This window comes from Salipiger sp. ABN3_019 (assembly GCF_056158605.1).
Genome location: NZ_JBSWTP010000010.1, coordinates 1,010,959 through 1,034,153, shown reverse-complemented (window position 1 = coordinate 1,034,153; position 23,195 = coordinate 1,010,959). Strand labels below are relative to the sequence as shown.

At 67.0% G+C, this 23,195-nt stretch carries 24 protein-coding genes and 1 riboswitch; of the genes, 11 read left to right on the top strand and 13 right to left on the bottom strand.

The genetic code is table 11. From position 1 onward, the window contains the following. Window positions 1-34 precede the first annotated feature (34 nt). Genes cobU through cobS form a run of 3 tightly spaced genes read left to right on the top strand, consistent with a single transcriptional unit; the run spans window position 35 to window position 2,326 of the window. Entirely contained in the window at window positions 35-565 is a 531-nt protein-coding gene (gene cobU, locus ACXAD2_RS26870) for a bifunctional adenosylcobinamide kinase/adenosylcobinamide-phosphate guanylyltransferase (RefSeq protein WP_475177506.1), read from the top strand. Then, window positions 549-1,565, top strand: a complete 1,017-nt coding sequence (gene cobT, locus ACXAD2_RS26865) for a nicotinate-nucleotide--dimethylbenzimidazole phosphoribosyltransferase (protein ID WP_475177504.1) — start codon at window positions 549-551, stop codon at window positions 1,563-1,565. The genes cobU and cobT overlap by 17 nt, the downstream gene beginning before the upstream one ends. After that, entirely contained in the window at window positions 1,562-2,326 is a 765-nt protein-coding gene (gene cobS / locus ACXAD2_RS26860; RefSeq protein WP_475177503.1) for an adenosylcobinamide-GDP ribazoletransferase, read from the top strand. The genes cobT and cobS overlap by 4 nt, the downstream gene beginning before the upstream one ends. Before the next feature lie 7 nt (window positions 2,327-2,333). Here the strand turns inward: cobS and ACXAD2_RS26855 are convergent, their stop codons facing one another. The 9 genes from ACXAD2_RS26855 to ACXAD2_RS26815 form a co-directional block, all read right to left on the bottom strand. Next, window positions 2,334-3,071, bottom strand: coding sequence for an ABC transporter ATP-binding protein (locus ACXAD2_RS26855; RefSeq protein ID WP_475177499.1), 738 nt, complete (start codon window positions 3,069-3,071; stop codon window positions 2,334-2,336). Next, entirely contained in the window at window positions 3,068-4,051 is a 984-nt protein-coding gene (locus ACXAD2_RS26850; protein ID WP_475177496.1) for a FecCD family ABC transporter permease, read from the bottom strand. Before ACXAD2_RS26850 ends, ACXAD2_RS26855 begins: the two co-directional genes overlap by 4 nt. Next, on the bottom strand, window positions 4,048-4,863 hold the full coding sequence (locus tag ACXAD2_RS26845) for an ABC transporter substrate-binding protein (RefSeq protein WP_475177494.1): 816 nt from the start codon (window positions 4,861-4,863) through the stop codon (window positions 4,048-4,050). Before ACXAD2_RS26845 ends, ACXAD2_RS26850 begins: the two co-directional genes overlap by 4 nt. Continuing rightward, window positions 4,863-6,695: a TonB-dependent receptor plug domain-containing protein gene (locus ACXAD2_RS26840; RefSeq protein ID WP_475177491.1), complete on the bottom strand. Its 1,833-nt coding sequence runs from the start codon at window positions 6,693-6,695 to the stop codon at window positions 4,863-4,865. Before ACXAD2_RS26840 ends, ACXAD2_RS26845 begins: the two co-directional genes overlap by 1 nt. 112 nt (window positions 6,696-6,807) lie before the next feature. Then, window positions 6,808-7,013: riboswitch (cobalamin riboswitch) on the bottom strand. An 87-nt stretch (window positions 7,014-7,100) separates the two neighbouring features. After that, a complete protein-coding gene (locus ACXAD2_RS26835; RefSeq protein WP_475177486.1) occupies window positions 7,101-8,429 on the bottom strand; it encodes an ABC transporter permease in 1,329 nt (442 codons plus the stop codon). Beyond that, window positions 8,426-9,106, bottom strand: a complete 681-nt coding sequence (locus ACXAD2_RS26830; protein ID WP_475177483.1) for an ABC transporter ATP-binding protein — start codon at window positions 9,104-9,106, stop codon at window positions 8,426-8,428. The genes ACXAD2_RS26835 and ACXAD2_RS26830 overlap by 4 nt, the downstream gene beginning before the upstream one ends. Window positions 9,107-9,112: 6 nt before the next feature. Continuing rightward, entirely contained in the window at window positions 9,113-9,535 is a 423-nt protein-coding gene (locus ACXAD2_RS26825; protein WP_475177478.1) for a hypothetical protein, read from the bottom strand. Between the two features lie 71 nt (window positions 9,536-9,606). Beyond that, a complete protein-coding gene (locus tag ACXAD2_RS26820; protein WP_475178416.1) occupies window positions 9,607-11,073 on the bottom strand; it encodes an alkaline phosphatase in 1,467 nt (488 codons plus the stop codon). 312 nt (window positions 11,074-11,385) lie between these two features. Further along, the gene (locus tag ACXAD2_RS26815) at window positions 11,386-12,558 is read right to left on the bottom strand and encodes an ROK family transcriptional regulator (protein WP_475177473.1); all 1,173 of its coding nucleotides are present in this window, start codon (window positions 12,556-12,558) and stop codon (window positions 11,386-11,388) included. 188 nt (window positions 12,559-12,746) lie between these two features. Here ACXAD2_RS26815 and ACXAD2_RS26810 point away from each other — a divergent pair, with 188 nt between their 5' ends. From ACXAD2_RS26810 to ACXAD2_RS26795, 4 genes are all read left to right on the top strand, one after another. Next, window positions 12,747-13,763: a substrate-binding domain-containing protein gene (locus ACXAD2_RS26810; RefSeq protein ID WP_475177468.1), complete on the top strand. Its 1,017-nt coding sequence runs from the start codon at window positions 12,747-12,749 to the stop codon at window positions 13,761-13,763. 118 nt (window positions 13,764-13,881) lie between these two features. Then, window positions 13,882-14,952, top strand: coding sequence for an ABC transporter permease (locus ACXAD2_RS26805; protein WP_224903871.1), 1,071 nt, complete (start codon window positions 13,882-13,884; stop codon window positions 14,950-14,952). Next, a complete protein-coding gene (locus tag ACXAD2_RS26800) occupies window positions 14,949-15,731 on the top strand; it encodes an ATP-binding cassette domain-containing protein (RefSeq protein ID WP_224903870.1) in 783 nt (260 codons plus the stop codon). Before ACXAD2_RS26805 ends, ACXAD2_RS26800 begins: the two co-directional genes overlap by 4 nt. Before the next feature lie 220 nt (window positions 15,732-15,951). Further along, a complete protein-coding gene (locus tag ACXAD2_RS26795) occupies window positions 15,952-16,995 on the top strand; it encodes an L-idonate 5-dehydrogenase (RefSeq protein ID WP_475177461.1) in 1,044 nt (347 codons plus the stop codon). Here ACXAD2_RS26795 and ACXAD2_RS26790 read toward each other — a convergent pair. From ACXAD2_RS26790 to ACXAD2_RS26775, 4 genes are read right to left on the bottom strand one after another with little or no spacing between them, the layout of a single operon-like run. Next, window positions 16,992-17,825, bottom strand: coding sequence for a metal ABC transporter permease (locus ACXAD2_RS26790; RefSeq protein ID WP_475177458.1), 834 nt, complete (start codon window positions 17,823-17,825; stop codon window positions 16,992-16,994). The two genes, ACXAD2_RS26795 and ACXAD2_RS26790, sit on opposite strands and share 4 nt — an antisense overlap. Further along, window positions 17,822-18,676, bottom strand: coding sequence for a metal ABC transporter permease (locus ACXAD2_RS26785; protein ID WP_066107343.1), 855 nt, complete (start codon window positions 18,674-18,676; stop codon window positions 17,822-17,824). Before ACXAD2_RS26785 ends, ACXAD2_RS26790 begins: the two co-directional genes overlap by 4 nt. Continuing rightward, entirely contained in the window at window positions 18,673-19,575 is a 903-nt protein-coding gene (locus ACXAD2_RS26780) for a manganese/iron ABC transporter ATP-binding protein (RefSeq protein WP_475177451.1), read from the bottom strand. Before ACXAD2_RS26780 ends, ACXAD2_RS26785 begins: the two co-directional genes overlap by 4 nt. Beyond that, on the bottom strand, window positions 19,572-20,474 hold the full coding sequence (locus ACXAD2_RS26775; RefSeq protein WP_475177446.1) for a metal ABC transporter substrate-binding protein: 903 nt from the start codon (window positions 20,472-20,474) through the stop codon (window positions 19,572-19,574). Before ACXAD2_RS26775 ends, ACXAD2_RS26780 begins: the two co-directional genes overlap by 4 nt. Window positions 20,475-20,641: 167 nt before the next feature. Here ACXAD2_RS26775 and ACXAD2_RS26770 point away from each other — a divergent pair, with 167 nt between their 5' ends. From ACXAD2_RS26770 to moaB, 4 genes are all read left to right on the top strand, one after another. Continuing rightward, window positions 20,642-21,064 carry a Fur family transcriptional regulator gene (locus tag ACXAD2_RS26770; RefSeq protein ID WP_475177443.1) on the top strand — a complete coding sequence of 141 codons (423 nt, stop codon included), beginning with the start codon at window positions 20,642-20,644 and terminating at the stop codon, window positions 21,062-21,064. A gap of 143 nt (window positions 21,065-21,207) precedes the next feature. After that, complete coding sequence (locus ACXAD2_RS26765; protein ID WP_475177440.1) at window positions 21,208-22,002, top strand: uracil-DNA glycosylase; 795 nt, start codon at window positions 21,208-21,210, stop codon at window positions 22,000-22,002. Beyond that, window positions 22,002-22,592 (top strand): hypothetical protein, encoded by a 591-nt coding sequence (locus ACXAD2_RS26760; RefSeq protein ID WP_475177437.1) that lies wholly within the window; start codon window positions 22,002-22,004, stop codon window positions 22,590-22,592. The genes ACXAD2_RS26765 and ACXAD2_RS26760 overlap by 1 nt, the downstream gene beginning before the upstream one ends. A gap of 21 nt (window positions 22,593-22,613) precedes the next feature. Then, on the top strand, window positions 22,614-23,156 hold the full coding sequence (gene moaB / locus ACXAD2_RS26755; RefSeq protein ID WP_224903863.1) for a molybdenum cofactor biosynthesis protein B: 543 nt from the start codon (window positions 22,614-22,616) through the stop codon (window positions 23,154-23,156). The last annotated feature ends 39 nt before the right edge of the window (window positions 23,157-23,195 follow it).

The following is a 23,195-nucleotide window of genomic DNA, read 5'->3' as shown; positions in this document are numbered from 1 at the left end:
TCTTTTTCCGGCTTTGGTGGTTTCCCATGCGGTTATGAAAAGGTCGATCCTTATCACCGGCGGGGCCCGCTCCGGCAAATCGACCCTTGCGGAACGCAAGGCGCTGTCGGTGTGCGGACAGGCCATCTATATCGCCACCGCCCGGATTTACGAGGGCGATGCGGAGATGTCAGCGCGGATCGCCGAGCATCAGGCGCGGCGCGGCGAGATGTGGCAGACCCTGCACGCGCCGCGCGATCTGTGCGGTGCGCTTGACGGCAGCGATGGCGGGCTGCCGCGGCTGGTGGATTGCCTGACGCTGTGGCTGACCAATCTGCTGCTTGAGGGCGGCGACTGGCGCGAGGAAACGCAGGCGCTGGTCGAGGCCATCGCCCGGCAATCGGCGCCGGTGATCTTCGTGACCAACGAGGTGGGCGCGGGCATCGTGCCGGAGAACCGGCTCGCGCGCGAGTTCCGCGATGCGGCGGGCTGGATGAATCAGGCTGTCGCCGCGGCCTGTGACGAGGTGTGGCTGGCGGTGGCCGGCTATCCAATGAAGGTAAAACCAAATGAGCATTCTTTCTGACGTGACCGCGCTTTCGGCGGTCGCCGGCCTTGCCGGGACGCTGCCCACTGCCGATGAGGCTGCGGCGCAGGACGCGCGCGCGCGGCAGATGAGCCTGACCAAGCCGCCGGGCTCGCTGGGGCTTCTGGAGGAACTGGCGGTCTTCATGGCGGGCTGGCAAGCGACGCCGCGCCCCGAGATCACGCGGGCGCAGGCGCTGGTCTTTGCGGGCAACCACGGCGTTTGCGCGCAGGGCGTGAACCCGTTCCCGCAGGAGGTCACCGCGCAGATGGTGGCCAATTTCGAGGCCGGTGGCGCGGCGATCAACCAGCTTTGCCGGGCCTCCGGCGCCGAGCTTGCGGTGATCGCGCTTGATCTGGACCGGCCCACCGCCGACATCACCGAAGGCCCCGCGATGAGTGAGGCCGAGACGCTGGCCGAGATGCGCCGCGGCGCGGAGGCGGTGCCCGAGAGTGCGCAGGTGGTGATCCTTGGCGAGATGGGGATCGGCAATTCGACCATCGCCGCGGCGCTGGCCTGCGCCAGTTTCGGCGGCGACGCCGAGGGCTGGATCGGGCGCGGCACCGGCTCGGACGGGGACGGGCTGGCGCGCAAGGCCGATGCGGTGCGCCGGGCCTGCGCGCGTCACGCCGGGGTGGAGGGCGCGGCGCTTCTGGCGGCGCTCGGCGGGCGCGAGCAGGCGGCGATCTGCGGTGCGGTGCTCGAGGCACGGGCGCGGCGCATTCCGGTGATCCTCGACGGGTTCATCTGCACGGCGGCGACGGCACCGCTCTTCAAGGCCAATCCTAGCCTGCTCGATCATTGCCTCGTCGGTCATGTCAGCCGCGAGCCGGGGCACGCCCGCCTGCTCGAGGCCATGGGCAAAGCGCCGGTTCTGTCGCTCGATATGGCGCTTGGCGAGGGCTCGGGCGCGGCCCTGGCGCTGGGGGTGCTGCGCGCGGCGCTGGAGTGCCACAACGGCATGGCGACTTTCGCCGAGGCCGGGGTCGCCGGGGGATGAGCGCGCTGCGCGCCCTAGGCAAAAGGCGCCGCGAGATTCAGGTGGCGGTGATGCTGTTGACCCGCCTGCCAGCCGGGCGGCTTTCGGGCGATGCGCCCGCGCTGCGCGAGGCCCGCTGGGCCTTTCCGCTGGTCGGCGCGCTGGTTGGGCTGATCGGCTGGGCGGTGTTTGCAGGCGCGCTGGCCGCGGGAGGCTCTGGGCTGCTGGCGGCGCTGCTGTGCCTGACGATCACGGTGCTGGCCACCGGCGCGCTGCATTTCGACGGTCTGGCGGATTTCGCCGATGGCCTCGGCGGCGGTCGCGACCGGGCGCATACGCTCGAGATCATGCGCGACAGCCGCATCGGCAGCTACGGCGTCATGGCGCTGATCCTCGCCTCTGGCCTCTGGGCCGCCGCGCTGGCGGAACTGGGAGAGGCCGCCGGGCCGCTGCTTTTCATGGTGATCGGCGCGCTGAGCCGCGGGGCGATGAGCGCTCTGCAGGAAAGCCTGCCTCCGGCGCGGGCCGACGGCATGGGTCATCTCGCGGCGGGCCGCAGCCGCGCGGGACAGGTGGCGCTGCTGGTGGCGGTGCTGCTGTCGGTGCTGTGCGCCGGGCTGGCTGGCCTTGCGGTCGCAGCGGTCTGCGCCGTGGTAGCCTTGGCGCTCGGAGCTATCGCGCGGCGCAGGCTGGGCGGTGTCACCGGCGACGTTCTGGGCGCGGCGCAGTTGCTGTCAGAGGTCGCCGCTTGGGGGCTTCTGTCGGTCCTGCTGCCCGGCTGAGCTAGGTTCAGCGCGCCCGGCCCATGGGCTGGAACACCGGCCCATCGGGGGTTTGCGCGTGATAGGCGGTGATGCCAAAGCCGCGCGCCAGCAGCGCGTCGGTCAGCACCTCCTCAGGCTTGCCGTCCGCCAGAAGCTGGCCCTCGGCGAGCATCACTAGCCTTGTGCAATGCCGCGCCGCCAGACCGATGTCATGCAGCGACAGCAGCACGCCGCGTCCCTCGGCGGCGAGGTCGCGGAAGACCTCCATCGTGGCGATCTGATGCGCCGGGTCGAGCCCTGCGGTGGGCTCGTCGGCCATCAGCAGCGGCGTTTCCTGTGCCAGCGCGCGGGCGATCAGCGCGCGGGCCTGCTCGCCGCCCGAAAGATTGGTGGCGCGGCGCTTGCGCAGCGGGCCGAGGCCCATCTTGGCAATCGCCGCCTCGACCGGTGCGCTGGCGCGGTCGCCATGCGGCAGGCGTCCCAGAGCCACCAGATCCTCGACCTTCACCGGCCAGGCGATCTCGCGCGCCTGCGGCATCCAGGCGGCGGCCTTGGCGCGTTGCTGGGGGGTGAGTGCGGCCAGCGAGCTTTGACCCTGCGCCGGGATCAGCCCCAGCGCGGCGCGCATCAGGCTGGTCTTGCCCGCGCCGTTGGGACCGATGAGGCCGACGACCTCGCGCTCGGCAATCTCCAGCGAAAGCCCCGAAAAGACCGGGCGATTGCGCAGGGTGACCGACAGATCGGAGAGGCTCAGCAGGGTCATGCGCGGTCTCCGCGGCTGCGCCAGACGAGATGCAGGAAGAAGGGCGCGCCGACGAGGGCGGTCAGCACGCCGAGCTTCAGGTCGCGCTCGGGGGCCACCAGCCGTACCGCGATGTCGGCGGCCAGCAGCATGGCCGCGCCGCCCGCCGCCGAAACCCAGAGCAGTGCGCCGGGCCGTCCGCCCACGGTGCCGCGCAGCAGATGCGGCACCACCAGCCCGACAAAGCCGATCGCCCCGGCGACAGCCGTGCCCGCGCCGACGACGCAGGCGGTGCCCAGCACCACACGCAGGCGCAAGCGCTGCAGGTTGATGCCCATGGAGGCCGCGGCGTCCTCGCCCAAGGTCAGCGCGTCCAGCCCGCGCCCGACACCGGCGAGCAGGACCACACCCACCGCCATGAAGGGCAGCGCCAGCCAGACGTGCAACATCGAACGGTCGGCCAGTGATCCCATCATCCAAAAGACGATCTCGCTGGCGGCGAACGGGTTGGGCGAGAGGTTCAGCACCAGTTGCGTCAGCGCGCCGGCCACTGCCGACAGCGCGATCCCGGCAAGGATCAGCGTCAGCGTCTCGCCGCCACGCCCGGCCAGCAGCATGAGGATCAGCACGGCAACCACCGCGGCGGCCAGCGCGCTCAGCGGCAGGGCGAGCGCGAAGGCGGCGGAGAGCCCGGTCTGAATCGCCAGCACGGCGCCAAGCGCGGCGCTGGCCGAGACGCCCAAAAGGCCCGGCTCAGCGAGCGGGTTGCGCAGATAGCCCTGCAGCGCCGCCCCCGCCAGCCCCAGCGAGCCGCCGATCATCAGCGCCAGCAGCATGCGCGGCAGGCGAATCTCGCGCATCACCATGGGCAGCGGGCCGTCGCCGCCCGCGATCAGCGCGTGCAGGCTCTGGGGCAGGGTCGCATCGGCGGGGCCAAGCGACAGCGAGAGAGCCGCCAGCGCCAGCACCAGCGGCAGGAGAAGCGCGAGGGCGCGGGTCATTTGATCTCCTTGCGGAAGTCGGTGAGGTCGGCGATGGCCTGCAGCACGTGTGGGGTGCCGCAGATCCAGTCGCTGCCGGTCATCTGATGTCCGGCGCGCGCCTCGCGGATCTGGCGCAGCACCGGATGCGCGAGGATTTCCTCGGACCGCGATGCGCCGGGGTAGGGGCGCGCGGTGATCAGCGCCTCGGGATCGGCCATGGCCAGAGCTTCGAGCGGCAGATGACCGCCGCCGCCCGGACCGGCGATATTGTCGAAGCCCGCGGCCAGAAGGATTTCCCCGGCCAGCGTGTTGTCGCCCGTGGTGTAGCCATTGGCGTAGTAGAGCGCGGCGGTGGGCTGGCGTGCGATCTCTGCGCGCAGCGCGGCGAGCTGCGTTTGAAACTCAGCGATGAGCGCCTCGGCGCGTGCCTCGCGCCCCAGTGCCTCCCCGACAGCGCGAATGCGGTCCGGCACATCATCGAGCGAATAGGCGGGCGGCAGGGTCAGCACCTCGGTGCCGAGGCGCTGCAGCATTTGCACCGCCGCCTGCGCGGTGAAACTGCCCGAGATCACCAGATCGGGGCGCAGCAGCCAGACCTCCTCGGCCTGCCCGTGGTTCGCCGGATAGGCCCGAGCCTCTTCGGCCATGGCCGAGCTGTGCGGGTCGCTTGCCAGATCGGAGACAGAGACCAACTGACCCGGCGCGGCCAGCAGCATCGCCAGTTGGTCGGTGCAAAGGTTCATGGAGACGACGCGCGCCGGTGCCTCGCCCGCCGCGCCCGCGAGCGGAGCGGTGGCCAGGGCAAGGCAGAGCAGCGCGCGCCGCAGCATCAGAAGCTGCCCCGGACGCCGAAATAAGCGGCGCGGTCCGAGGTGCCATAGCCTGTCACGGTCTGATAGTCCTCGTCGAAGAGGTTCTCGACCCGCAGGTAAAGCTCGGCATTGCCGCTCAGCGCGTAGCGGAAATTCACATCGGCGACGGTGTAGTCGGGCAGGGAGTTGTTGGTGTCCTCCACCCCGGCGACGTGCCGCACGCGGAAGGCGCCGCTGAAGTCATCGGTGAACGCCGCATCAAGCGTCAGCGCAAGATCATGCAGCGGCACGCGGGTGAGACGGTCGCCGGTCTCGGCGTCTTCGGTGTCGGTCCATGTGTAGGCTGCCGCCAGCCCAAGCCTGTCGGTGATCTGCGTTTCCCCGGACAGCTCGACACCCTGCATCCAGCTTGTCCCTTCGACCTGCGAGTACGCCCAAGTGTCGTAGTTGTACTCGATGAGGTCGGTGATCTCGGTGCGGAAGAGTGTCGCCGTGATCTTGCCGCCGTCAAAGCGCTTCTCGGCGCCAAGCTCGTAGCTGAGCGAGGTCTCGGGCTCGAGATCGGGATTGCCGGCATAGGCGTTGTAGCGCTCGTAGAGCGAAGGCGCGCGGAAGCCGGTGCCGACGCTGGCGCGCAGGGTGACATCATCGCTGGGCAGATAGGCCAGCGAGACGCGGCCGGTGGTCTTGCCGCCGAAATCCGAGTGATCGTCGTGGCGCAGGGCGGTCACCAGTTCGATCTGGTCCGACAGGTGCCAATTTGCCTGGGCCCAGATGCCATAGGTGTCCTGATCGCCCTCGTCGCCGTCATTCTCATACTGCTCGCGGGTGGCATCGGCGCCAAAGGTCAGCGTGGTGGCCGAAAGCTCTGCCTGTCCCTGATAGCCGAGGGTCCAGCGCTGGCCATAGAACGGGTAGTCGTAGCCGTTGCTCGACGTCGAACGGTCGTTCTCGAAATACTGGAGCGAGAGTTCGTGGCTCAGCGCGCCCGCGTCGATGCGGGCAAAGCCGCGCAGACCGTATTGCTCGCTCTTGGAGACCTCGTCATGGGTGCCATCGGCAAGGACAGGGTAGCTTTCGTCGTATTCGGTTTCGGTCTTCTGCCAGAAGCCGGATGCGCCCAGACTGACCGTATCGGTCAGCGCGTAATCGCCCGAGAAGCTGAGCCGTGTGGACTCGTGGCCGTCTGCCTCGTCATTGCCATCGTCCTCGTCGGCGGCAGAGAAGCCATCGGTCTCGACCCGGCTCAGGGTGGTGGCAAAGCTGCCGCGCTCGCCCAGATAGCCGAGGTTATAGCTCAGCTTGCGGGTGTTGTAGCTGCCGTATTCGGCGGCGACGTTCTGGCTGAGGCCGGGCTCCGTCGGGCGCGCTGTGGTGATGTTGATCACACCGGCGATGGCCTCGGACCCGTAGAGCGCCGACTGCGAGCCTTTCAGCACCTCGATCCGGCTGACGTCTGCGGTGGTCAGCGCGCCGAAGTCGTATTCGATCTGCGTGCCCGACGGATCGTTGACGTTGATCCCGTCGATGTAGACGCCGATGTACTGGCCGCTGGCACCGCGGATGCGCAGGGTGGTGTTGGTGCCGATGCCGCCGTTGGTGGTCACGCTGATGCCCGGAAGGCTGGCAAGATAGTCGGCGACACGAGTCTCGCCGGTCTTTTCCAGATCTTCCTTGGTCACAACCTCAACCGTCGCGCCGCTGCGCTCGATCTCGGTGCTCTCGCCGCGGTTGGCGCTGAGGGTGATGGTGCCGAGGTCATAGCCCTCCTGCGCGTAGGCCGCGCCGGACAGGCTGGCTGCCGCTAGGGCAGTTGCGGCGCGCAGGCCGAACAAAATGGGTCGCTTCATTGTCCCTTCTTCCTTTTTATGTGTCGTAAGAAGGGACTTCTCCTTCCGCAGACGGTTAGCGTCATGCCACCTCTACGGAAGGTCCGTCGCCCGCAGCGCTCCCCGCGCCGGGACTGGGTGATCGGCTTCGGCAGGTCTCCTGACTCGCGGGTCACAGCTTCGCCGGGTCTTCCCGCCCCCGAAGGGAGCAGTGACATGGTCCGGCATCGCTCTCCGCTTACAGTTGCGGGGGCAGTTGCGGAGTTGGGCCAAGGCCCGCACCGCATTCCCTATTCACCGAGCGGCAGGCCGCCCGGAACCGAAGCAGGCACCGAATAGCGGCTAGTTCGCCGTCGCGCAACAATCACAAACGGTCAGAGGGCGCGAAGGGGGCGGCTTGGTGTCGCGCCTCTGGGGAGCATCAGCTTAGCTGCGCAGCCCGTCCACAACCGGCTGTCGCAGCACCATCGCGGCGGGCAGCAGCGACAGCAGCATGGTCACCGACACAAAGCCAGCAAGGAAATGCAGCTCGCCCCATCCCAGCGGGGCAGAGATGGCGATATCGGTGCGGGCGGTGACCACGCGCGACAAAAGCTCGGCCGCGCCCCAGCCGACCCCGAGCCCCAGCACCGCACCGCTCAGCAGCAGCGCCGCGCTGAACGCCCAGACCGTGGCAAAGACAAAGCGGCGCGGTGCACCAAGCGCGCGCAACAAGGCAATCTGGCGGCGGAACAGGCGGGTGAGGATGAAGAGGCCCAGCAGGACCGAGGCGGCGACCAGAACCTGTGTGACCAAGGCCATCAGCGACATCGCCTGCCGCACGTCGCCCATCACCCGGTAGAGGCCAGACAGCACCGCGCCGGGAAAGAAGGCCATGGTCTCGCCATCGCGGGTGAACTCCGAGCGCAGGGCATAATTGGCCCAAAGCTCGTCGGAGCGGATCACCACAGCAGGCGTGCCGGGGAAATATTCGGGATCGAAGGGCGGGCCGATCTGGGTGTCGCGATCCGGCGAATGACCATTCGCAAGACCATGGATTTCCCAGACGTATTCGACCGGGATGAGGATCGCCCGGTCCCATGGCGTGCCCGTGGGGGCCATGCGCCCGGTGACGGTGATGCCGCCGCCATGACCGTGCTCATCGCCATGCGCCTCGGTATCGGCGGCGTCGCCAACCCCATGCGCCGGAGTGAACTGCGCGCCGATCTCCAGCGGCACCAGCGCGCCGATCACCGCTTCTGCGTGATCCTGCCAGAGACTGCCCTCGATACGATCATCGCTCAGGTGGCGCAGGAATTCGGCGGTGGTGCCCACCACGGGGGCGTTGCCATAGCTGTCGCCGAAGGCCAGCGGCGCGGCGATGGCCACATGCTCGTGGGTCTCGATCTCGGCATAGGTGGCGCCCGAGATCAGCGCCATATCCGAAGGCTGCAGGAACACCGAGGCGAACAGCGCGGTCAGCTCGCTGCCCGGCGCGGCGACGATGAGGTCGAACTTGTCGGCGGCCCGCGCGGTGCCGTGACGCAGCCCGCGCTCCTGCGCGAGCAGCCCGACGCCCATGCCAACCGAAATGGCGATCAGCAGAACGAAAAGCGCGGCGCTGGTCCGGAACCGGCTGAGGAACCCGCGCAGCAGCGGCCAAGGTGCGTAGCCGCGCAGTACCAAAAGGCCAGTGAGCAGCGCAGGCGCCAGCAGCAGGATCAGCAGGCCGATGTCCTGCGCCAGCACCGGCAGGCTGTCCCAGAGCATCCTCATGCCGCCACCTCGTCCTGTGCGAGACGTCCGTCTGCGATGGTCAGCACCCGGTCCATCCGCGCCAGCAGCGCCGCATCGTGGCTGACGGCGATCAGCGTGGTGCCCTGCGTTCGGACCAGCCCAACCAGATCGTCGATCAGCCGGTCGGCATTGGGCCGGTCGAGGCTGGCAGTGGGCTCGTCGGCCAGCAGGACCGGCGCTTCGGCGGCCATGGCGCGGGCGATGGCGACGCGCTGGCGCTCACCCCCCGAGAAGCTGGTGACACGCCGGTCGGTGTCGGAAAGCCCGAGCGCGGCGAGGCGCTGGGCGGCGCGCTGGCGCAGGGCGGCACGCTCGGCGCGCGGGCGGAAGAGGGCGGTGAGTGCGGCATTGTCCAGAGCGCCAAGCTCCTCGAACAGCAGGAAGTCCTGAAAGATCATGCCGATGTTCCCGGCGCGAAAGCGCGCGCGGCGCTCGGGGCTCTGCGCAAGCAGGTCGGTCTCGCCCCAGCGCACGGAGCCGGTGGCGCGCTCGAGCAGCCCGGCGATGGCGTAAAGCAGCGTGGATTTGCCAGCGCCAGAGGCGCCGCGGATGCCGATCAGCGTGCCCGCCGGGGCGGAGAGGCTGGGCACATCCAGCAGAACACGGTCGCGGGGGCTGCGCACGGTCAGCCCGGAGATCTCGAGAGGGAGGGACATGGCAGCTCAGCCGTAGCTGGCGTCGGTGAGGCGCATCATGCTGAGAAAGCCGGTCTCTGGGTCTTTGTAAGCCCCGAGCTCCAGCACGCCGCTGGTGACGATTTTCACGTTGAAGGGCGTCACATCCACGATGCGCTTGGTGTAGACCGCGACGATGTCATTGGGCCATTCGGCCTCGGTCTCGCAGAAGGGGCAGACCGCCATGGGCATCTTGGTGAGCACGAAAAACCGGCTCTCGGCCTTCAGCGGCGGCGCCATGAAACCCTCGACCGTCAGGCGCTTTCCGGCGCTGGTCTTGGCGAGGTCAGAAAGGCCGCGGCCCTTGGCCTGATAGAGCTCGCGCACTTTCAGCGGGTCTTCGGCGGCAGCAGTGGTGGCAATGAAGGGTGTGGCGAGGGCGGAGGCGATGAGCCTGCGGCGGGTCAGCATTGGGGTACCTATCGGTCGGAACGGCAGCGGGGGCGGTCAGCGCCGCCCCCGCCCAGCATATCAGATCAGGGTCACTCGGCGGCGACGGCGTGGTTCATCACGTGGAAGATCACGTTCTGCTCGATGGTGCCGTCGAAGAGATGCGCCCAAGGGCCCTTGGCGTAGACGGCGACGTCTTCACCCGAGTGGCTTTCCGACGACTTGGGGATCAGCGCCTGCTGCACATAGTCGAGGTCGGTGGCCTCTTCTTGGGTCACATCGGGGCGCGAGCCGGCGTAGTCGTTGCCTTCCTGTACCAGCACCGAGCCGGCACCGTTGAGGTAGCCCACCACGGTGTAGGGCTTGCCATCGTCGGCCAGCACCAGCTCGTCCGAGTGCATCTCGCCGGTCTTGGCGACGTCGTAGCACAGGCCCTCGATCGGGGTGCCGCGACCGCAGTAGCCGTTGAAGGCGATCGAGTGCTCGTGGTCGGCGGTGACGATGATCAGCGTGTCGGCGTCATCGGTCAGCTCGTCGGCCATGGCCACGGCGTCGGCGAAGGCCATGCCGTCGATCATCGTGCGCTTGGCGTTGCCCGCGTGGTTGGCGTGGTCGACGCGGCCTGCTTCAATCTCGAGGTAATAGCCGTTGTCGTTCTTCGACAGATACTCGATCGCCGCCTTGGTCATGTCGGCCAGCGAGGGCTCGTCATCCTCGGCACGGTCGGCTTCATATTCCATGTGGCTGTCGTTGAACAGCGCGAGGATCGGGGTCTCGCCGTCGAGGTTGAGGCCGCTGAAGGTCTCGGTGTTCCAAGCGTATTGCGTGCCCTTGCCGGTGGCCTGCTCGATCAGGTTCACGCCATCGGGACGGCGGCCGTTGCCGCCCTCGTCGAGGGTCACATCCTCACCGGCGAAATAGCGGCGACCGCCGCCCATGGCGAGGTCGACGACACCGGCGTCCATCTGGTCGATCAGCTGGGCCGCGATGTCCTTCTGGGCGGTGCAGCCCTCGGGCACTTCGCCTTCCCAGTTGCGGTTGGCGGTCTTGGCGTAGACGCCCGCCGGGGTGGCGTGGGTGAGGCGCGCGGTGGAGATCACGCCAACCGATTTGTCCATGCCGGTGACGATCTCGGCAAAGGTGGTCAGTTCGTTGCCTGCCACGGTCGCGCAATCGTCGTGGATCGCGTCGCCGCCGAGGTTGATCAGGTTGAAGCGCTGCTTGACGCCGGTGTTCATCGCGCCCGCGGTGGGCGCTGAGTCCGGTGTCTGGGCGTTGATGTTGTAGGTCTTCACCAGCGCGCTGTGGAAGTCGGGCGTCTCATAGGGCAGCACGTGCTCTTCGCCCAGTTTGCCTTCTTGCTGACCGGCATAGAGGCGGGTGGCGTAGTTGGTGCCCACGCCGTTGCCGTCGGCAACCAGCAGGATGACGTTCTTGGCGCGGCCGGTGTTCACTTCGCGGTTGATGATCGCCTGAATGGCGTCCTGACCGGCGGTGAACCAGGCGTCATTGGCCTGCGGGAGATCCTGAGCGCTGGCGGTACCAGCGGCGAGGATCATGGCGAGAGAGGTGGTGGTGAAGATCGTTTTCACGACTGTGACGCTCCGAAGTTCGGGGGGCGGGGCCCATTGCACGATTGAGGGTGTCTCAGGCCTCAGACCGCATCTGCGTCACGGGTGTGTGATGATTGGATGAAAGAAATGTGAAACGGAGTTTGGCGACCGCCATTCGCATGGGGCCGCATGTCTGCTTTGCGCGCAATTTCAGTCAGCGCGGGGGCCTAAATGGGACCCGGCGCGCGTGATCGGGAATGCAAGGTAACGATATAACGTATCGGCATTCATGTCGAGAAGAGATCTCGAGCCATCGCCTTACTGAAAGAAATACTGCGCGTAGATCGGAGCGCAGCCTGCGCCGAGGGCGCGCGCGTTGGCGCCGACCTGCGCCGCTTCGGGGCGGGGGGGCAGCATGCCGCGGGTGTCGAGCCTTTCGAGCGCCTCGCGGGTGCGCGTCACCACCCGGTCGCGCACGTCGGCGGGCATGGCGCCGTCGATCAGCGCCACTTCGAAATCCATCACCGAGCCGATCGAGCGGATCGCATGCGCCAGCGCGTCGCCGGTGCGGTCCACCCAAGGGCCGATCTGCGCCTCGAAGGCGCGCCAGTCCTGCGGCTGTGTCCAGAGCGCCGTGGCATCAAGCCCGTCGGCGACGATCGCTGCCTCCAGAAGATAGAGCGAGGCGGCGTCGATCAGCGGCAGTTCACCGCCCTCGGGCGCAGGCACACGTAGCGAGCCGAAGGCACCTGCGTTGTTATGCGCGCCGACGGTGACGCTGGAATTGAGAACCACGCCGCCGCCGATGAAGGACCCGATAAAGAAATACGCGTAGTCGCCGAACTCGCGGCCCCGGCCAAAGACATGCTCGGCGCGGCAGGCGGCTGTGCCGTCGTTTTCGGTGAAGAGCGGCAGATCCGAGGTCTTGGCGATCTCTTCCTGCACGTTGATTTCCGCCCAGACGCTGAAATCCACCGGCGCGCCCAGCACCTCGGTCCAGCTCCAGATCTCCGAGGGCGCGGCGATGCCGATGCCGCAGAGACGCTCTCGTTGGTAGGCGCTCAACCCGTGCGACAGCTCGTCCATGCCGGAGGCGAGATAGGCGAAGATCTCGGCGGGCATGGGGTAGCGGTAGGTGGTCTGCGATTGGCCGAGCACGTCGCCCAGCAGGTTCATCACCACCAGATCGGCGGAGCGGCGCCCGATCTTCAGGCCAAACGACAAAGCCGCATCGGGGTTGAGCGTCATCGGCACCGACGGCTTGCCGACCCGCCCGCGCTTTGGCTCGCCGCGCAGCAGGAATTCCTCGGCCTCCAGCTTGCGCAGGATGTTCGATACGGTCTGCGCCGACAGCCCGGTGTGCTTGGCGATGTCGCTGCCGGGCAGGGCGCCATAGCGTTGAATCAACGACAGGATCAGCCGCTCGTTATGAGCCCGCACGCCGATCTGATTGGCGCCGTCGCTGAGCTTGCGGATCTCGCAGATGTCCATGGCCCGCTCTCCTCCGGGTCTCTTTCTCTTGGGCCCCAGACTACCCGCTCGGGTTAATAAATCAATTTTAATTATTTATTGACGCAAAGTCAGAATCGACGCTATCAACATGGGCAATCCGTTGGAGGACGGAGAGTTTCACGGCGGCCAACGTGCCGCCACACGACCCAGAGGGAGGAGGAGACCCCATGAAGAAGCTGATTTCCGTCAGCGCGTTTGCGCTGCTCGCATCCACCGCCGGTGCCTTTGCACAAGAGGGCGGCAGCGCCTGCCTGATCACCAAGACCGACACCAACCCGTTCTTCGTGAAGATGCGCGAGGGTGCCGCCGCCAAGGCCGAGGAACTGGGCATGACGCTCAACTCCTATGCGGGCAAGGTCGACGGCGACAATGAGACTCAGGTGGCTGCGGTCGAGACCTGCATCGCCAATGGCGTCGACGGCATTCTGATCACCGCGTCCAGCACCTCGGCCATTGTGCCGTCGATCCAGCAGGCGCGCGACGCGGGCATTCTGGTGATCGCGCTCGACACCCCGCTCGATCCCATCGACGCCGCCGATATGACCTTCGCCACCGACAACTATCTGGCCGGTGAACTGATCGGGCAATGGGCTGCCGCCAAGCTTGGCGACGCTGCTGCCGATGCGCGTGTGGCTTTCCTCGATCTCGATGTCAGCCAGCCCACCGTCGGCGTGCTGCGCGATCAGGGCTTCATGAAGGGCTTTGGCATCGACACCAAGGACGAGAACAAATGGGGCGATGAGGATGATCCCCGCATCGTCGGTCACGACGTGACGCAGGGCAACGAAGAGGGGGGCCGCAAGGCGATGGAGAACCTTCTCGCCACCGACCCGATGATCAACGTCGTCTATACGATCAACGAGCCCGCCGCTGCCGGTGCCTATGAGGCGCTGAAGGCAATCGGGCGCGAGGGCGACGTGCTCATCGTCTCGGTCGATGGCGGTTGCCCGGGGGTGAAGAACATCGCTGAGGGCGTCATCGGGGCCACCTCGCAGCAATACCCGCTGCTGATGGCGTCGAAGGGCATCGAGGCGATCGCCGCCTACGCCAAGGATGGCACCAAGCCCGAAGCGACCGAGGGTAAGAACTTCTTCGATACCGGCGTGGCGCTGGTGACCGATCAGCCCGTCGAGGGCGTCGAGTCGATCTCGGTCGAAGAGGGCACGGACCTCTGCTGGGGCTGATCCCTGACGTCTGCGGCCCGCGCGACAACCGGGCGGGCCGCACACAACCAACCGCAACCCGTGCGCGCATTGGCCGGTGAGGGGCCTGAGGCGCGCAAACGCGAGAGGAGGGCGCGACATGGCCGAAGCGGACCGATACGAAGACGTGGTCCGAACCCGGAGCGACGAAAAATTCGCCGAGTTCGAGGACAGCGGAAAGGGCCTTTGGGGGCGCTTTCACGAGCTTCTGCACACGACGCCGGCCATCGTGCCGCTGATCGTGCTGATCGGGGCCTGCGTGGTGTTCGGGCTGGTGCTCGGCTCGAAATTCTTCTCGCCCTTCGCGCTGACGCTGATCCTGCAACAGGTGCAGATTGTCGGCGTGCTGGCTGCGGCGCAGGCGCTGATCATCCTGACCGCCGGGATCGACCTCTCGGTCGGCGCGGTCGCGGTGCTCTGCTCGGTGATCATGGGGCAAGTGACCTTCCGCTACGGTGTGCCTGCGGTGCTTGCGGTGCCCATCGGCCTTGCCTGCGGTACCGCCATCGGGGCGGTCAACGGCTGGCTGGTCAGCAAGGTCAAACTGCCGCCGTTCATCGTCACGCTTGGCATGTGGCAGATCGTGCTGGCGGTGAACTACCTCTATTCCGCCAACGAGACGATCCGCGCCCAGGACATCGAGGCGCAGGCGCCCTTCCTGCAGTTCCTCGGCACAAAGTTCAACGTCGGCGGCGCGGTGTTCACGCTGGGCGTGGCGCTGATGCTCGGCCTCGTGCTGGTGCTGGCCTATGTGCTGCGCTCCACCGCTTGGGGCCGCCATGTCTATGCCGTGGGCGACGATCCCGAGGCGGCGCAATTGGCGGGTGTCGACCGGCACCGCACGATCATGTCGGTCTACATGCTGGTCGGCTTCATCTGCGGGCTTGCGGGCTGGGTTATGATCGGGCGCTTCGGCTCTGTGTCTCCTTCTGCCACCACCGGCGTCATCGGCAATATTCAGGCGATCACCGCCGTGGTGATCGGGGGCATCTCGCTCTTCGGCGGGCGCGGCTCGATCCTCGGGGCCTTTTTCGGGGCGCTGATCGTCGGCGTGTTCGAACTGGGCCTGCGCATGGCCGGGGCCGACCCGCAGTGGACCTATCTTCTCATCGGTGTGCTGATCATCGCCGCCGTGACCGTGGACCAATGGATCAGAAAGGTGACGGCATGAGCCAGAAACCCGTTCTCGAAGGCCGTGGCCTCGTCAAGCGCTACGGCAAGGTGACCGCTCTGGACCATTGTGATTTCGACCTGATGCCGGGGGAAATCCTCGCCGTCATCGGCGACAATGGTGCCGGGAAATCGACGCTGATCAAGGCCCTCTCGGGGGCCATCCAGCCCAACGCCGGAGAGGTGCTCCTCGAAGGCCAGCCGGTCAGCTTCGCCTCACCCAACGATGCCCGCGCCGAGGGGATCGAGACCGTCTATCAGACCCTCGCCATGTCCCCGGCGCTGTCCATCGCCGACAATATGTTCATGGGGCGCGAGCTGCGAATGCCGGGGGTGATGGGCTCGGTCTTCCGCAAACTCGACAAGCGCAAGATGGAGGAGTTTTCGCGCCAGAAGCTGGCCGATCTGGGCCTGATGACGATTCAGAACATCAACCAGCCGGTCGAGACCCTGTCGGGTGGCCAGCGGCAGGGTGTGGCGGTGGCGCGTGCAGCGGCCTTCGGCTCACGCGTGGTGATCCTCGACGAGCCCACCGCGGCGCTTGGGGTGAAGGAAAGCCGCCGCGTGCTCGACCTCATTCAGGAGGTGCGGGCGCGGGGCATTCCGATCATTCTGATCTCGCACAATATGCCGCATGTCTTCGAGGTGGCGGACCGGGTGCATGTGCACCGGCTGGGCAAGCGGCTCTGCGTGATCAATCCCAAAGAGCACAGCATGTCCGACGCGGTGGCCTATATGACCGGCGCGGCGGTGCCCGAAGGCGTGGCCGAGCCCGCCTGAGCGCGGGGCGGCATCCGCAACTGACCTGCGAGGGGGCGGCGAAAGGCGCCCCTTGTTGCGTCTTGCGGGTTCCCGCGTTTCGCCTTGAAACCTCGCGCGCCGCCTGTCTAGCTGGAGCCGAGGAACGGCGCACCCGCGCCAGTGAGGAGACCCCATTGATCATGACCGATGCCAAGACGCCCACCGCCCATTTCGTGACACAGCGCGGAGGGGTTCGCTGATGGACGCCGTCGTCATCCACGCCCCGAAGGATCTGCGGCTCGACACTATCTCTGCGGCGCCTGCGCCCGGTCCCGGCGAGGTGCGCATCGCGGTGAGCCATGGCGGCATCTGCGGCTCGGACCTGCACTACTACATGCACGGCGGTTTCGGTGCGATCCGCATCCGCGAGCCGATGGCGCTGGGGCATGAGGTCTCGGGGATCATCACCGATGTCGGCGCCGGGGTCAGCGGCCTGTCGGAAGGCGACAAGGTGGCGATCAACCCGTCGCGGCCCTGTGGCGACTGCGAATACTGCCTGCGCGGCATGGCCAACCATTGCCTCGATATGCGCTTTGCCGGCTCGGCCATGCGGATGCCGCATGAGCAGGGGTTCTTTCGCGCGCAGCTGACCCTGCCTGCGCGGCAGGCGGTGCTGCTGTCGCATGGCGCCGATCTGGCGCTCACCGCTATGTCAGAGCCGCTGGCGGTCTGCCTGCACGCGGTGCGGCAGGCAGGCAGCCTGATTGGTAAGCGCGTGGCGGTCTCGGGCTGTGGTCCCATCGGCTGCCTGACCATCGCCGCGGCAAAACTGGCCGGGGCCGAAGAGATCATCTCCACCGACATTTCCGCCGCCGCGCTGGAGGCCGCCCGCACCATGGGCGCAGACCGGGTGCTCAACATCGCCGAGCATGAGGGCGCGCTGAGCCCTCTGCAGGCGGGCAAGGGGCAGGTCGATGTGGTGTTTGAATGCTCCGGTGCGCCGGTCGCGGTGGGCGCGGCCTGCGCGATCCTGCGCCCGCGCGGCACGCTGGTGACCGTGGGCCTTGGTCCCGAGACGCCGCTGCCGATGACCGTGATCGTCTCCAAGGAACTGCGCCTGATGGGCAGCTTCCGCTTCGATCCCGAGTTTGCCACGGCGGCGCGGCTGATCGACAGCGGGCGGCTCGACGTCAAACCGCTGCTCACCGGCGTGCTGCCGGTGGCGCAGGCGCAGGAGGCGTTCGAGCTGGCCGCCGACAAAACTCGCGCGATGAAGGTGCAGATCGCCTTTCCCGCGCCCTAACCCTGTGCCGACGCCCGGCGTGTCAACGCGATGCGCCGGGCCAGCGCCAGAAGGAACATCCCCGACAGGATCAGGATGATCGTCGGCGCAGGCGCGCTGTCGAGGTGAAAGCTGAGGTAGGTGCCCGCCAGCATCGCACAAAGGTTGGCAAGGCTCGCCACCAGCATCATCCGGCCAAAGCTGCGCGCCAGCAGAAAGCCGATGGCGCCCGGCGCGATCAGCAGACCGACCGCGAGGATCAGACCGGTCGCGGTCAGCGTCGCCACGATGGTCAGCGAGATCAGCGTCAGCAGCCCATAGTGCAGCAGCCCCACCGGCAGCCCGCTCGCCCGTGCCTGTGCCGGGTCGAAGGCGAAAAGCAGCAGGTCCTTCCACTTCAGCAGCAGCGCGGCGCTCACCGCCAGCGAGATCAGCCCAGCGGTCCAGAGGTCCTCGGCCCCCACGCCCAGCATGTTGCCAAAGAGGATATGGTCGAGATGCACATTGGTGTGGATCTGCGTGTAAAGCACGATCCCCAGCGCGAACATGCCCGAGAAGACCACGCCCATCACCGTGTCCTGCTTCACCCGGCTGTTCCCCGCAAGAAACCCCGTGGCCAGCGCCGTCACCATGCCCGCGGCAAAGGCCCCGAGGATCAGCGGCAGGTTCAGCACATAGGCCAGCACCACACCGGGCAGGATCGCATGGCTCACCGCGTCGCCCATCAGCGCCCAGCCCTTGAGCACCAGAAAGCACGATAGCAGCGCGGTGGGCAGCGCCACGATGGTGCAGATCGCAAAGGCGTTCTGCATGAAGGGGAATTGAAACGGCAGGGTCAGGCTCTCGATCATGCCGCTTCCTCCAGCGCCGCGCGCGCCTTGCGCCGCGCCGCCAGCCGTCCGTGCTTTGGCGCGAAGGTGAAGGCCAGCAGGAAAATCGCCGTCTGCAGCAGCACGATGATCCCGCCGGTGGCCCCATCGAGGAAGTAGCTGAGATAGGCGCCGGCAAAGCTGGTCAGCGTGCCGATCGCCACCGAGGTGAGGATCAGCCGCGGAAAGCGGTCGCAGAGCAGATAGGCGGTCGCCCCCGGCGTCACCACCATGGCCACCACCAGAAACGCCCCGACAGTCTGCATCGCCGCCACCACGCAGGCCGACAGCAACATGAAGAACAGCGCCTTCAGCAGCCCCGGCCGCAGCCCGATCGAGCGCGCGTGGCTCTCGTCGAAGAACACCACCATCAGGTCTTTCCACTTGGCCAGCAGCACCGCCAGCGAGACCACGCCAATGATCGCCAGTTGCGCTGTGTCTTGCGGCGTGATGGCGAGGATATTGCCCATGGTGATGGTCTGGATCGACACGGCCATCGGGTTCACCGAGGCCATGAACAGCCCAAGCCCGAAGAACGAGGTGAAGATCAGCCCGATCACCACGTCGCTCTTCAGCCCCGAGCGGTCCGACAGCAGCAGCATCGCCGCCGCCGCCAGCCCGCCCGACAGGAACGCTCCCAGCGCGAAGGGCAGGCCAAGCATGTAGGCGCCCGCCACGCCCGGCACCACCGAGTGCGAGAGCGCATCGCCGATCAGCGACCAGCCCTTGAGCATCAGGTAGCTCGACAGAAAGGCGCAGACCGCCCCCACAAGTGCCGAGACCCACATGGCGTTGGTCATATAGCCGTAGGTGAAGGGCTCCAGCAGGCTCATTCCTGCGCCTCCCGTTTGGCCCGGCGCGTCTCGCCGCCATAGCGCACCAGCGGTCGTTCGTCGTCGGTGAGGATCGAGACACGGCGCGGGTCTTCGTCGTCGTGCAGATCCGCGCCTTCGATGGTGAAATGCCGCAGCACCCCGCCAAAGGCCTCTTCCAGCGCGGCGCGGGTGAAGGTGGTCTCGGTCGGGCCATAGGCGAGCACCGTGCCCTTGACCAAAACCGTGCGGTCGCAGAACTCGGGCACCGTGCCAAGGTTGTGCGTCGAGACCAGCATCACCCTGCCCTCCGCCTTCAGTTCGCGCAGCAGCGCGATGATCTGCTCCTCGGTTTTGACGTCGACGCCGGTGAATGGCTCGTCGAGCAGGATCACCTGACCCTCCTGTGCCAGCGCACGGGCGAGGAAGACGCGCTTTTTCTGCCCACCCGACAATTCGCCGATCTGGCGGTGACGAAAATCGCTCATATTGACCCGCGCCAGCGCCGCCTCGACCGCCGCGTGATCCGCCACCGACGGGCGGCGCAAGAACCCCATATGGCCGTAGCGGCCCATCATCACCACGTCCTCGACCAGCACCGGGAAAGACCAGTCCACCTCTTCGGCCTGCGGCACATAGGCGACGAGGTTGCACTTCAGCGCTTGTTTCACCGTCTGGCCGAGCAGGCTGATCTCGCCCTTCGCCACCGGCACGAAGCCCATGATCGCCTTGAACAGCGTCGACTTGCCGGCCCCGTTGACGCCGACCAGCGCGGTGATCGTGCCGCGCGGCACCTCGAAACTGGCGTCGCGCAGCGCGGTGTGGCCGTTGCGATAGGTGACGGTGACGCCCGTGACAGCGATGCCAGTGTCAGTGTCAGTGTCAGTGTCAGTGTCAGTGGTGCCTTCCGCGCGGCTCATCGCGACAGGCCCTGCGTCAGCCCGTCTGCGATGGTCTCCGAAGTCACCCGCAGCAGGTCGAGATAGCTCGGCACCGGCCCGCCGGGCTCGGAGAGGCTGTCGACGTAAAGCGCGCCGCCATAGCTTGCGCCGGTTTCCCGCGCCACCTGCTCGGCGGGGCGGGTGCTGACGGTGCTTTCGCAGAACACCGTGGGGATGTCGTTCTCCTTCACCCCGTCGATCACCGCGCGCACCTGCTGCGGCGTGCCCATCTGGTCGGCGTTCATCGGCCAGAGATAAAGCTCTTTCATGCCGAAATCCCGCGCCAGATAGCTGAAGGCGCCTTCGCAGGTGACCAGCCAGCGCTGCGCCTCGGGGATCTGCGCCACCGCATCGCGCAGCGGCTCGAGCGTGGCGCGCAGCTTGGCCTTATAGGCCTCGGCGTTGGCCTCGTAGACCGCTGCGTTCTCCGGATCCTGCTCGGCAAAGGCTTTGGCGATATTGTCGATGTAGATCTGCGCGTTCTCCAGCCCCATCCACGCATGCGGATTGGGTTTGCCCTGATAAGCGCCGGCGGCGATGGGGATCGGGTCGATGCCCGTCGTCAGAGTGACCGAGGGCACGTCCCGCAGGTTTGACAGAAACTGTTCGAACCACAGTTCCAGATTCAGCCCGTTCCACAGGATCAGATCGGCGTCCTGCGCCCGCACGATGTCGCGCGGGGTGGGGGCATAGCCGTGGATCTCGGCGCCGGGCTTGGTGATCGAGACCACATCGGCGGCGTCTCCGGCGACCTGCGCCGCCATGTCGGCGAGCACGGTGAATGTGGTGACCACCTTCATCTTCTCTGCCGCCGCGCCCCCTGCGCTGGCAAGGGTAAGGGCGGCGGTTCCGAGGATCAGGGCGAGACGGGACGGCATGGGAACTCCTTTGGTTCTGTCGTGTGAATGTAAATGCGAGGCATTCGCATTAGTCAATGGCTAATGCGAGTTGTTCTCATTTGCGTTACCTTCAGGCGGCACGCCTCCACGCTGTTGCCACGTCCCGGGGCAGGGGATAGAAAACCGCCCTGAACAGGAGTTTGCCCATGTCATCGGTTGCACCGGATTTTGCACAGGCCCTGCGCGACGCGGGGCTGCGCGTCACGCAGCAGCGTATGATCGTGCTGTCGGTGCTGATGCAGGCCGAGGATCATCCCAATGCCGACGAGCTTTTCGCACGTACCAAGGTGATCGACGGCTCGGTCTCCTTCGCCACGGTCTACCGCACGCTCTCGGCGCTGGAAGAGGCCGGGCTGATCCGCAAGCTGAGCTTCGAAGACGAGCCCGCGCGGTTCGAAGTGACCCCGGCGGCAGAGCATGACCACCTCGTGGATGTGGACACCGGCGAGGTGATCGAGATCGAGAGCGAGGAAATCGAGCGCCTGCGCCGCGAATTGGTCGAACGCCTCGGCTATGAGATCATCAGCCACAACACGCTGATCCGCGCCCGCAAGAAGCCCCGCTCGTGAGAGGGAAGGCAGTGGCCCTGATCTTTCATCTTTCCAAAAATACTCATGGCCTTTGCGTGGGCATAGGCGTCACCATGAGTATTTGTGGAAAGATGAAGTCAGGGGAGATTTGCTCTGCCCGCGGGCTCGGCTAGGGTCGCATCATGGATTCGGGGATGGATTGGCACTGGGCCCGCGCTGCGCTCGACTGGCAGGTCGAACTGGGCATCGACGAGGCGATCGGCGAGACGCCGGTGGACCGCTTTGCGCATGAGGCGGCGGAGCAGGCAGCGCGCGCCGCGCCGGCAGCAGCGCCCGAGCTAAAACCCGGTGCCGCGGCGGCGCCAATGGCCGAGCCCGAGGGGCCCGATCCGGTGGATCTCGCGCGCGAGGCGGCGCGGGGCGCGGGCAGTCTCGAGGGGCTGCGCGAGGCCCTGGCGGGTTTCGAGCATTGCGAGCTAAAACGTGGCGCGCGCAACCTCGTCTTTTGCGATGGGGTGCCCGAGGCGCGGGTGATGATCATCGGCGAAGCGCCGGGGCGCGAGGAAGACCGGCAGGGCAAGCCCTTCGTCGGGCGCGCCGGGCAGTTGCTGGACCGGATGCTCGGGGCCATCGGGCTGAGCCGCGCCGAGTCGGTCTACATCACCAATGTTCTGCCCTGGCGTCCGCCGCAGAACCGTGATCCGCGGCCCGATGAGATCGCCATGATGACGCCCTTCCTGACGCGGCACATCGAGCTGGCTGATCCCGATCTTCTTGTGATCATGGGAAATATCTCCTGCGATGCGCTGCTTGGAAAGCGCGGCATCACCCGGTTGCGTGGCAAATGGACCGAGGCGGCAGGCCGTCCGGTGATGCCGATGTTCCACCCCGCCTACCTGCTGCGCCAGCCAGGCATGAAGCGCCACGCATGGGCCGATCTGCTGGAGCTTCAGGCCAAGCTCAAGGCGCTGGGGTGATGCGCCCGGCGGCGTGGCCGGGGGGCGTCTGGGCCGGGATTCTCTGCGGGATGCTCTGGTGCGGGCTTGCAGGGCCGCTGCGCGCCGAGCGCGGCTTTACGCCGGATTTTGATGCGCTTTTCGAAAAACACGCCGCCGAGATCGCGACGCCATCGCCGGGCACCGAGGTGCTCGAACTGCCGGGGCCGGTGATCCTCACCCGGCGCAGCGGCGCGGTCGTCCGGGCCGAAGATCAAAGTGGTTATGGCCGCGCGGGCTGCGCCTTGCAGCGGCTTGTCGAGATCACCGCCGCCGTGCAGCTTTGCCCCGCGCTTCTGAGTGCCGCCGGGCGCGACAGGCTGGCGACACTGCTGATGAAGGCCGCCGAGTTTGCCGGTCGGAACACCCATCCGCCGCTGGCAGAGGAGGCGCGCCGCGCGGCACTGATGACCGAGCTTGCCGCCGCACGGCAGGCGCAGCCGGGGGCCTGTCCGACGCCTGAGGCCGATTGGGTGCGGTTCGCCCGCAGCCTCGCCACGGATGGCGCCGCCCGCCGCTTTGAGCGCATCTTTTCGGTGCCGCGCCTGCCGCTGGCGCAGCCCTGTCCCTGAGCTTTAGATACCGGAGGCCGCATGAGCCGCATCGACGAAACCCGAGAGTTCATTCCAGTGCGCATTGCCGTGCTGACGGTGAGCGACACCCGCAGCCTTGCCGAGGACCGCTCCGGCGATACGCTGGTGGCGCGGCTGACCGAGGCGGGGCATAAGCTGGCAGATCGCGCAATCGTGAAGGATGACCGCGAGGGCATCGCCGATCAGCTACGCGTCTGGATCGCCGATCCCGAGGTGGATGTGATCCTGTCGACCGGGGGTACCGGGCTCACTGGCAGGGATGTCACCGTCGAGGCGCACCGCGACGTCTACGAGAAAGAGATCGAAGCCTTTGGGACGGTCTTCACTCTTGTTTCCATGCAGAAAATCGGCACCTCTGCGGTGCAGTCGCGGGCTACGGGCGGGGTTGCGGGGGGCACGTATCTGTTTGCGCTGCCCGGCAGCACCGGCGCCTGCAAGGACGCATGGGACGAGATCCTGCGCTGGCAGCTCGATTATCGGCACCGTCCCTGCAACTTTGTTGAGATTTTTCCGCGTCTCGACGAGCATAAGCGGCGGAAATGACGCGCGCCCGCGTATCCTTGTCATGGCTTTCCTTGTGCT

What these genes read in the sequence shown, in the direction of transcription:
- ACXAD2_RS26840 (WP_475177491.1), bottom strand. Translation starts at nt 6,695, where the DNA reads ATGAAGCGACCCATTTTGTTCGGCCTGCGCGCCGCAACTGCCCTAGCG.
- ACXAD2_RS26780 (WP_475177451.1), bottom strand. Translation starts at nt 19,575, where the DNA reads ATGAGCCGCGCGGAAGGCACCACTGACACTGACACTGACACTGACACT.
- ACXAD2_RS26815 (WP_475177473.1), bottom strand. Translation starts at nt 12,558, where the DNA reads ATGGACATCTGCGAGATCCGCAAGCTCAGCGACGGCGCCAATCAGATC.
- moaB (WP_224903863.1), top strand. Translation starts at nt 22,614, where the DNA reads ATGAGCCGCATCGACGAAACCCGAGAGTTCATTCCAGTGCGCATTGCC.
- ACXAD2_RS26810 (WP_475177468.1), top strand. Translation starts at nt 12,747, where the DNA reads ATGAAGAAGCTGATTTCCGTCAGCGCGTTTGCGCTGCTCGCATCCACC.
- ACXAD2_RS26855 (WP_475177499.1), bottom strand. Translation starts at nt 3,071, where the DNA reads ATGACCCTGCTGAGCCTCTCCGATCTGTCGGTCACCCTGCGCAATCGC.
- cobT (WP_475177504.1), top strand. Translation starts at nt 549, where the DNA reads ATGAGCATTCTTTCTGACGTGACCGCGCTTTCGGCGGTCGCCGGCCTT.
- ACXAD2_RS26825 (WP_475177478.1), bottom strand. Translation starts at nt 9,535, where the DNA reads ATGCTGACCCGCCGCAGGCTCATCGCCTCCGCCCTCGCCACACCCTTC.
- ACXAD2_RS26775 (WP_475177446.1), bottom strand. Translation starts at nt 20,474, where the DNA reads ATGCCGTCCCGTCTCGCCCTGATCCTCGGAACCGCCGCCCTTACCCTT.
- ACXAD2_RS26835 (WP_475177486.1), bottom strand. Translation starts at nt 8,429, where the DNA reads ATGAGGATGCTCTGGGACAGCCTGCCGGTGCTGGCGCAGGACATCGGC.
- cobS (WP_475177503.1), top strand. Translation starts at nt 1,562, where the DNA reads ATGAGCGCGCTGCGCGCCCTAGGCAAAAGGCGCCGCGAGATTCAGGTG.
- ACXAD2_RS26785 (WP_066107343.1), bottom strand. Translation starts at nt 18,676, where the DNA reads ATGAGCCTGCTGGAGCCCTTCACCTACGGCTATATGACCAACGCCATG.
- ACXAD2_RS26850 (WP_475177496.1), bottom strand. Translation starts at nt 4,051, where the DNA reads ATGACCCGCGCCCTCGCGCTTCTCCTGCCGCTGGTGCTGGCGCTGGCG.
- ACXAD2_RS26845 (WP_475177494.1), bottom strand. Translation starts at nt 4,863, where the DNA reads ATGCTGCGGCGCGCGCTGCTCTGCCTTGCCCTGGCCACCGCTCCGCTC.
- ACXAD2_RS26830 (WP_475177483.1), bottom strand. Translation starts at nt 9,106, where the DNA reads ATGTCCCTCCCTCTCGAGATCTCCGGGCTGACCGTGCGCAGCCCCCGC.
- ACXAD2_RS26765 (WP_475177440.1), top strand. Translation starts at nt 21,208, where the DNA reads ATGGATTCGGGGATGGATTGGCACTGGGCCCGCGCTGCGCTCGACTGG.
- ACXAD2_RS26800 (WP_224903870.1), top strand. Translation starts at nt 14,949, where the DNA reads ATGAGCCAGAAACCCGTTCTCGAAGGCCGTGGCCTCGTCAAGCGCTAC.
- ACXAD2_RS26760 (WP_475177437.1), top strand. Translation starts at nt 22,002, where the DNA reads ATGCGCCCGGCGGCGTGGCCGGGGGGCGTCTGGGCCGGGATTCTCTGC.
- ACXAD2_RS26795 (WP_475177461.1), top strand. Translation starts at nt 15,952, where the DNA reads ATGGACGCCGTCGTCATCCACGCCCCGAAGGATCTGCGGCTCGACACT.
- ACXAD2_RS26770 (WP_475177443.1), top strand. Translation starts at nt 20,642, where the DNA reads ATGTCATCGGTTGCACCGGATTTTGCACAGGCCCTGCGCGACGCGGGG.
- ACXAD2_RS26805 (WP_224903871.1), top strand. Translation starts at nt 13,882, where the DNA reads ATGGCCGAAGCGGACCGATACGAAGACGTGGTCCGAACCCGGAGCGAC.
- ACXAD2_RS26790 (WP_475177458.1), bottom strand. Translation starts at nt 17,825, where the DNA reads ATGATCGAGAGCCTGACCCTGCCGTTTCAATTCCCCTTCATGCAGAAC.
- cobU (WP_475177506.1), top strand. Translation starts at nt 35, where the DNA reads ATGAAAAGGTCGATCCTTATCACCGGCGGGGCCCGCTCCGGCAAATCG.
- ACXAD2_RS26820 (WP_475178416.1), bottom strand. Translation starts at nt 11,073, where the DNA reads ATGATCCTCGCCGCTGGTACCGCCAGCGCTCAGGATCTCCCGCAGGCC.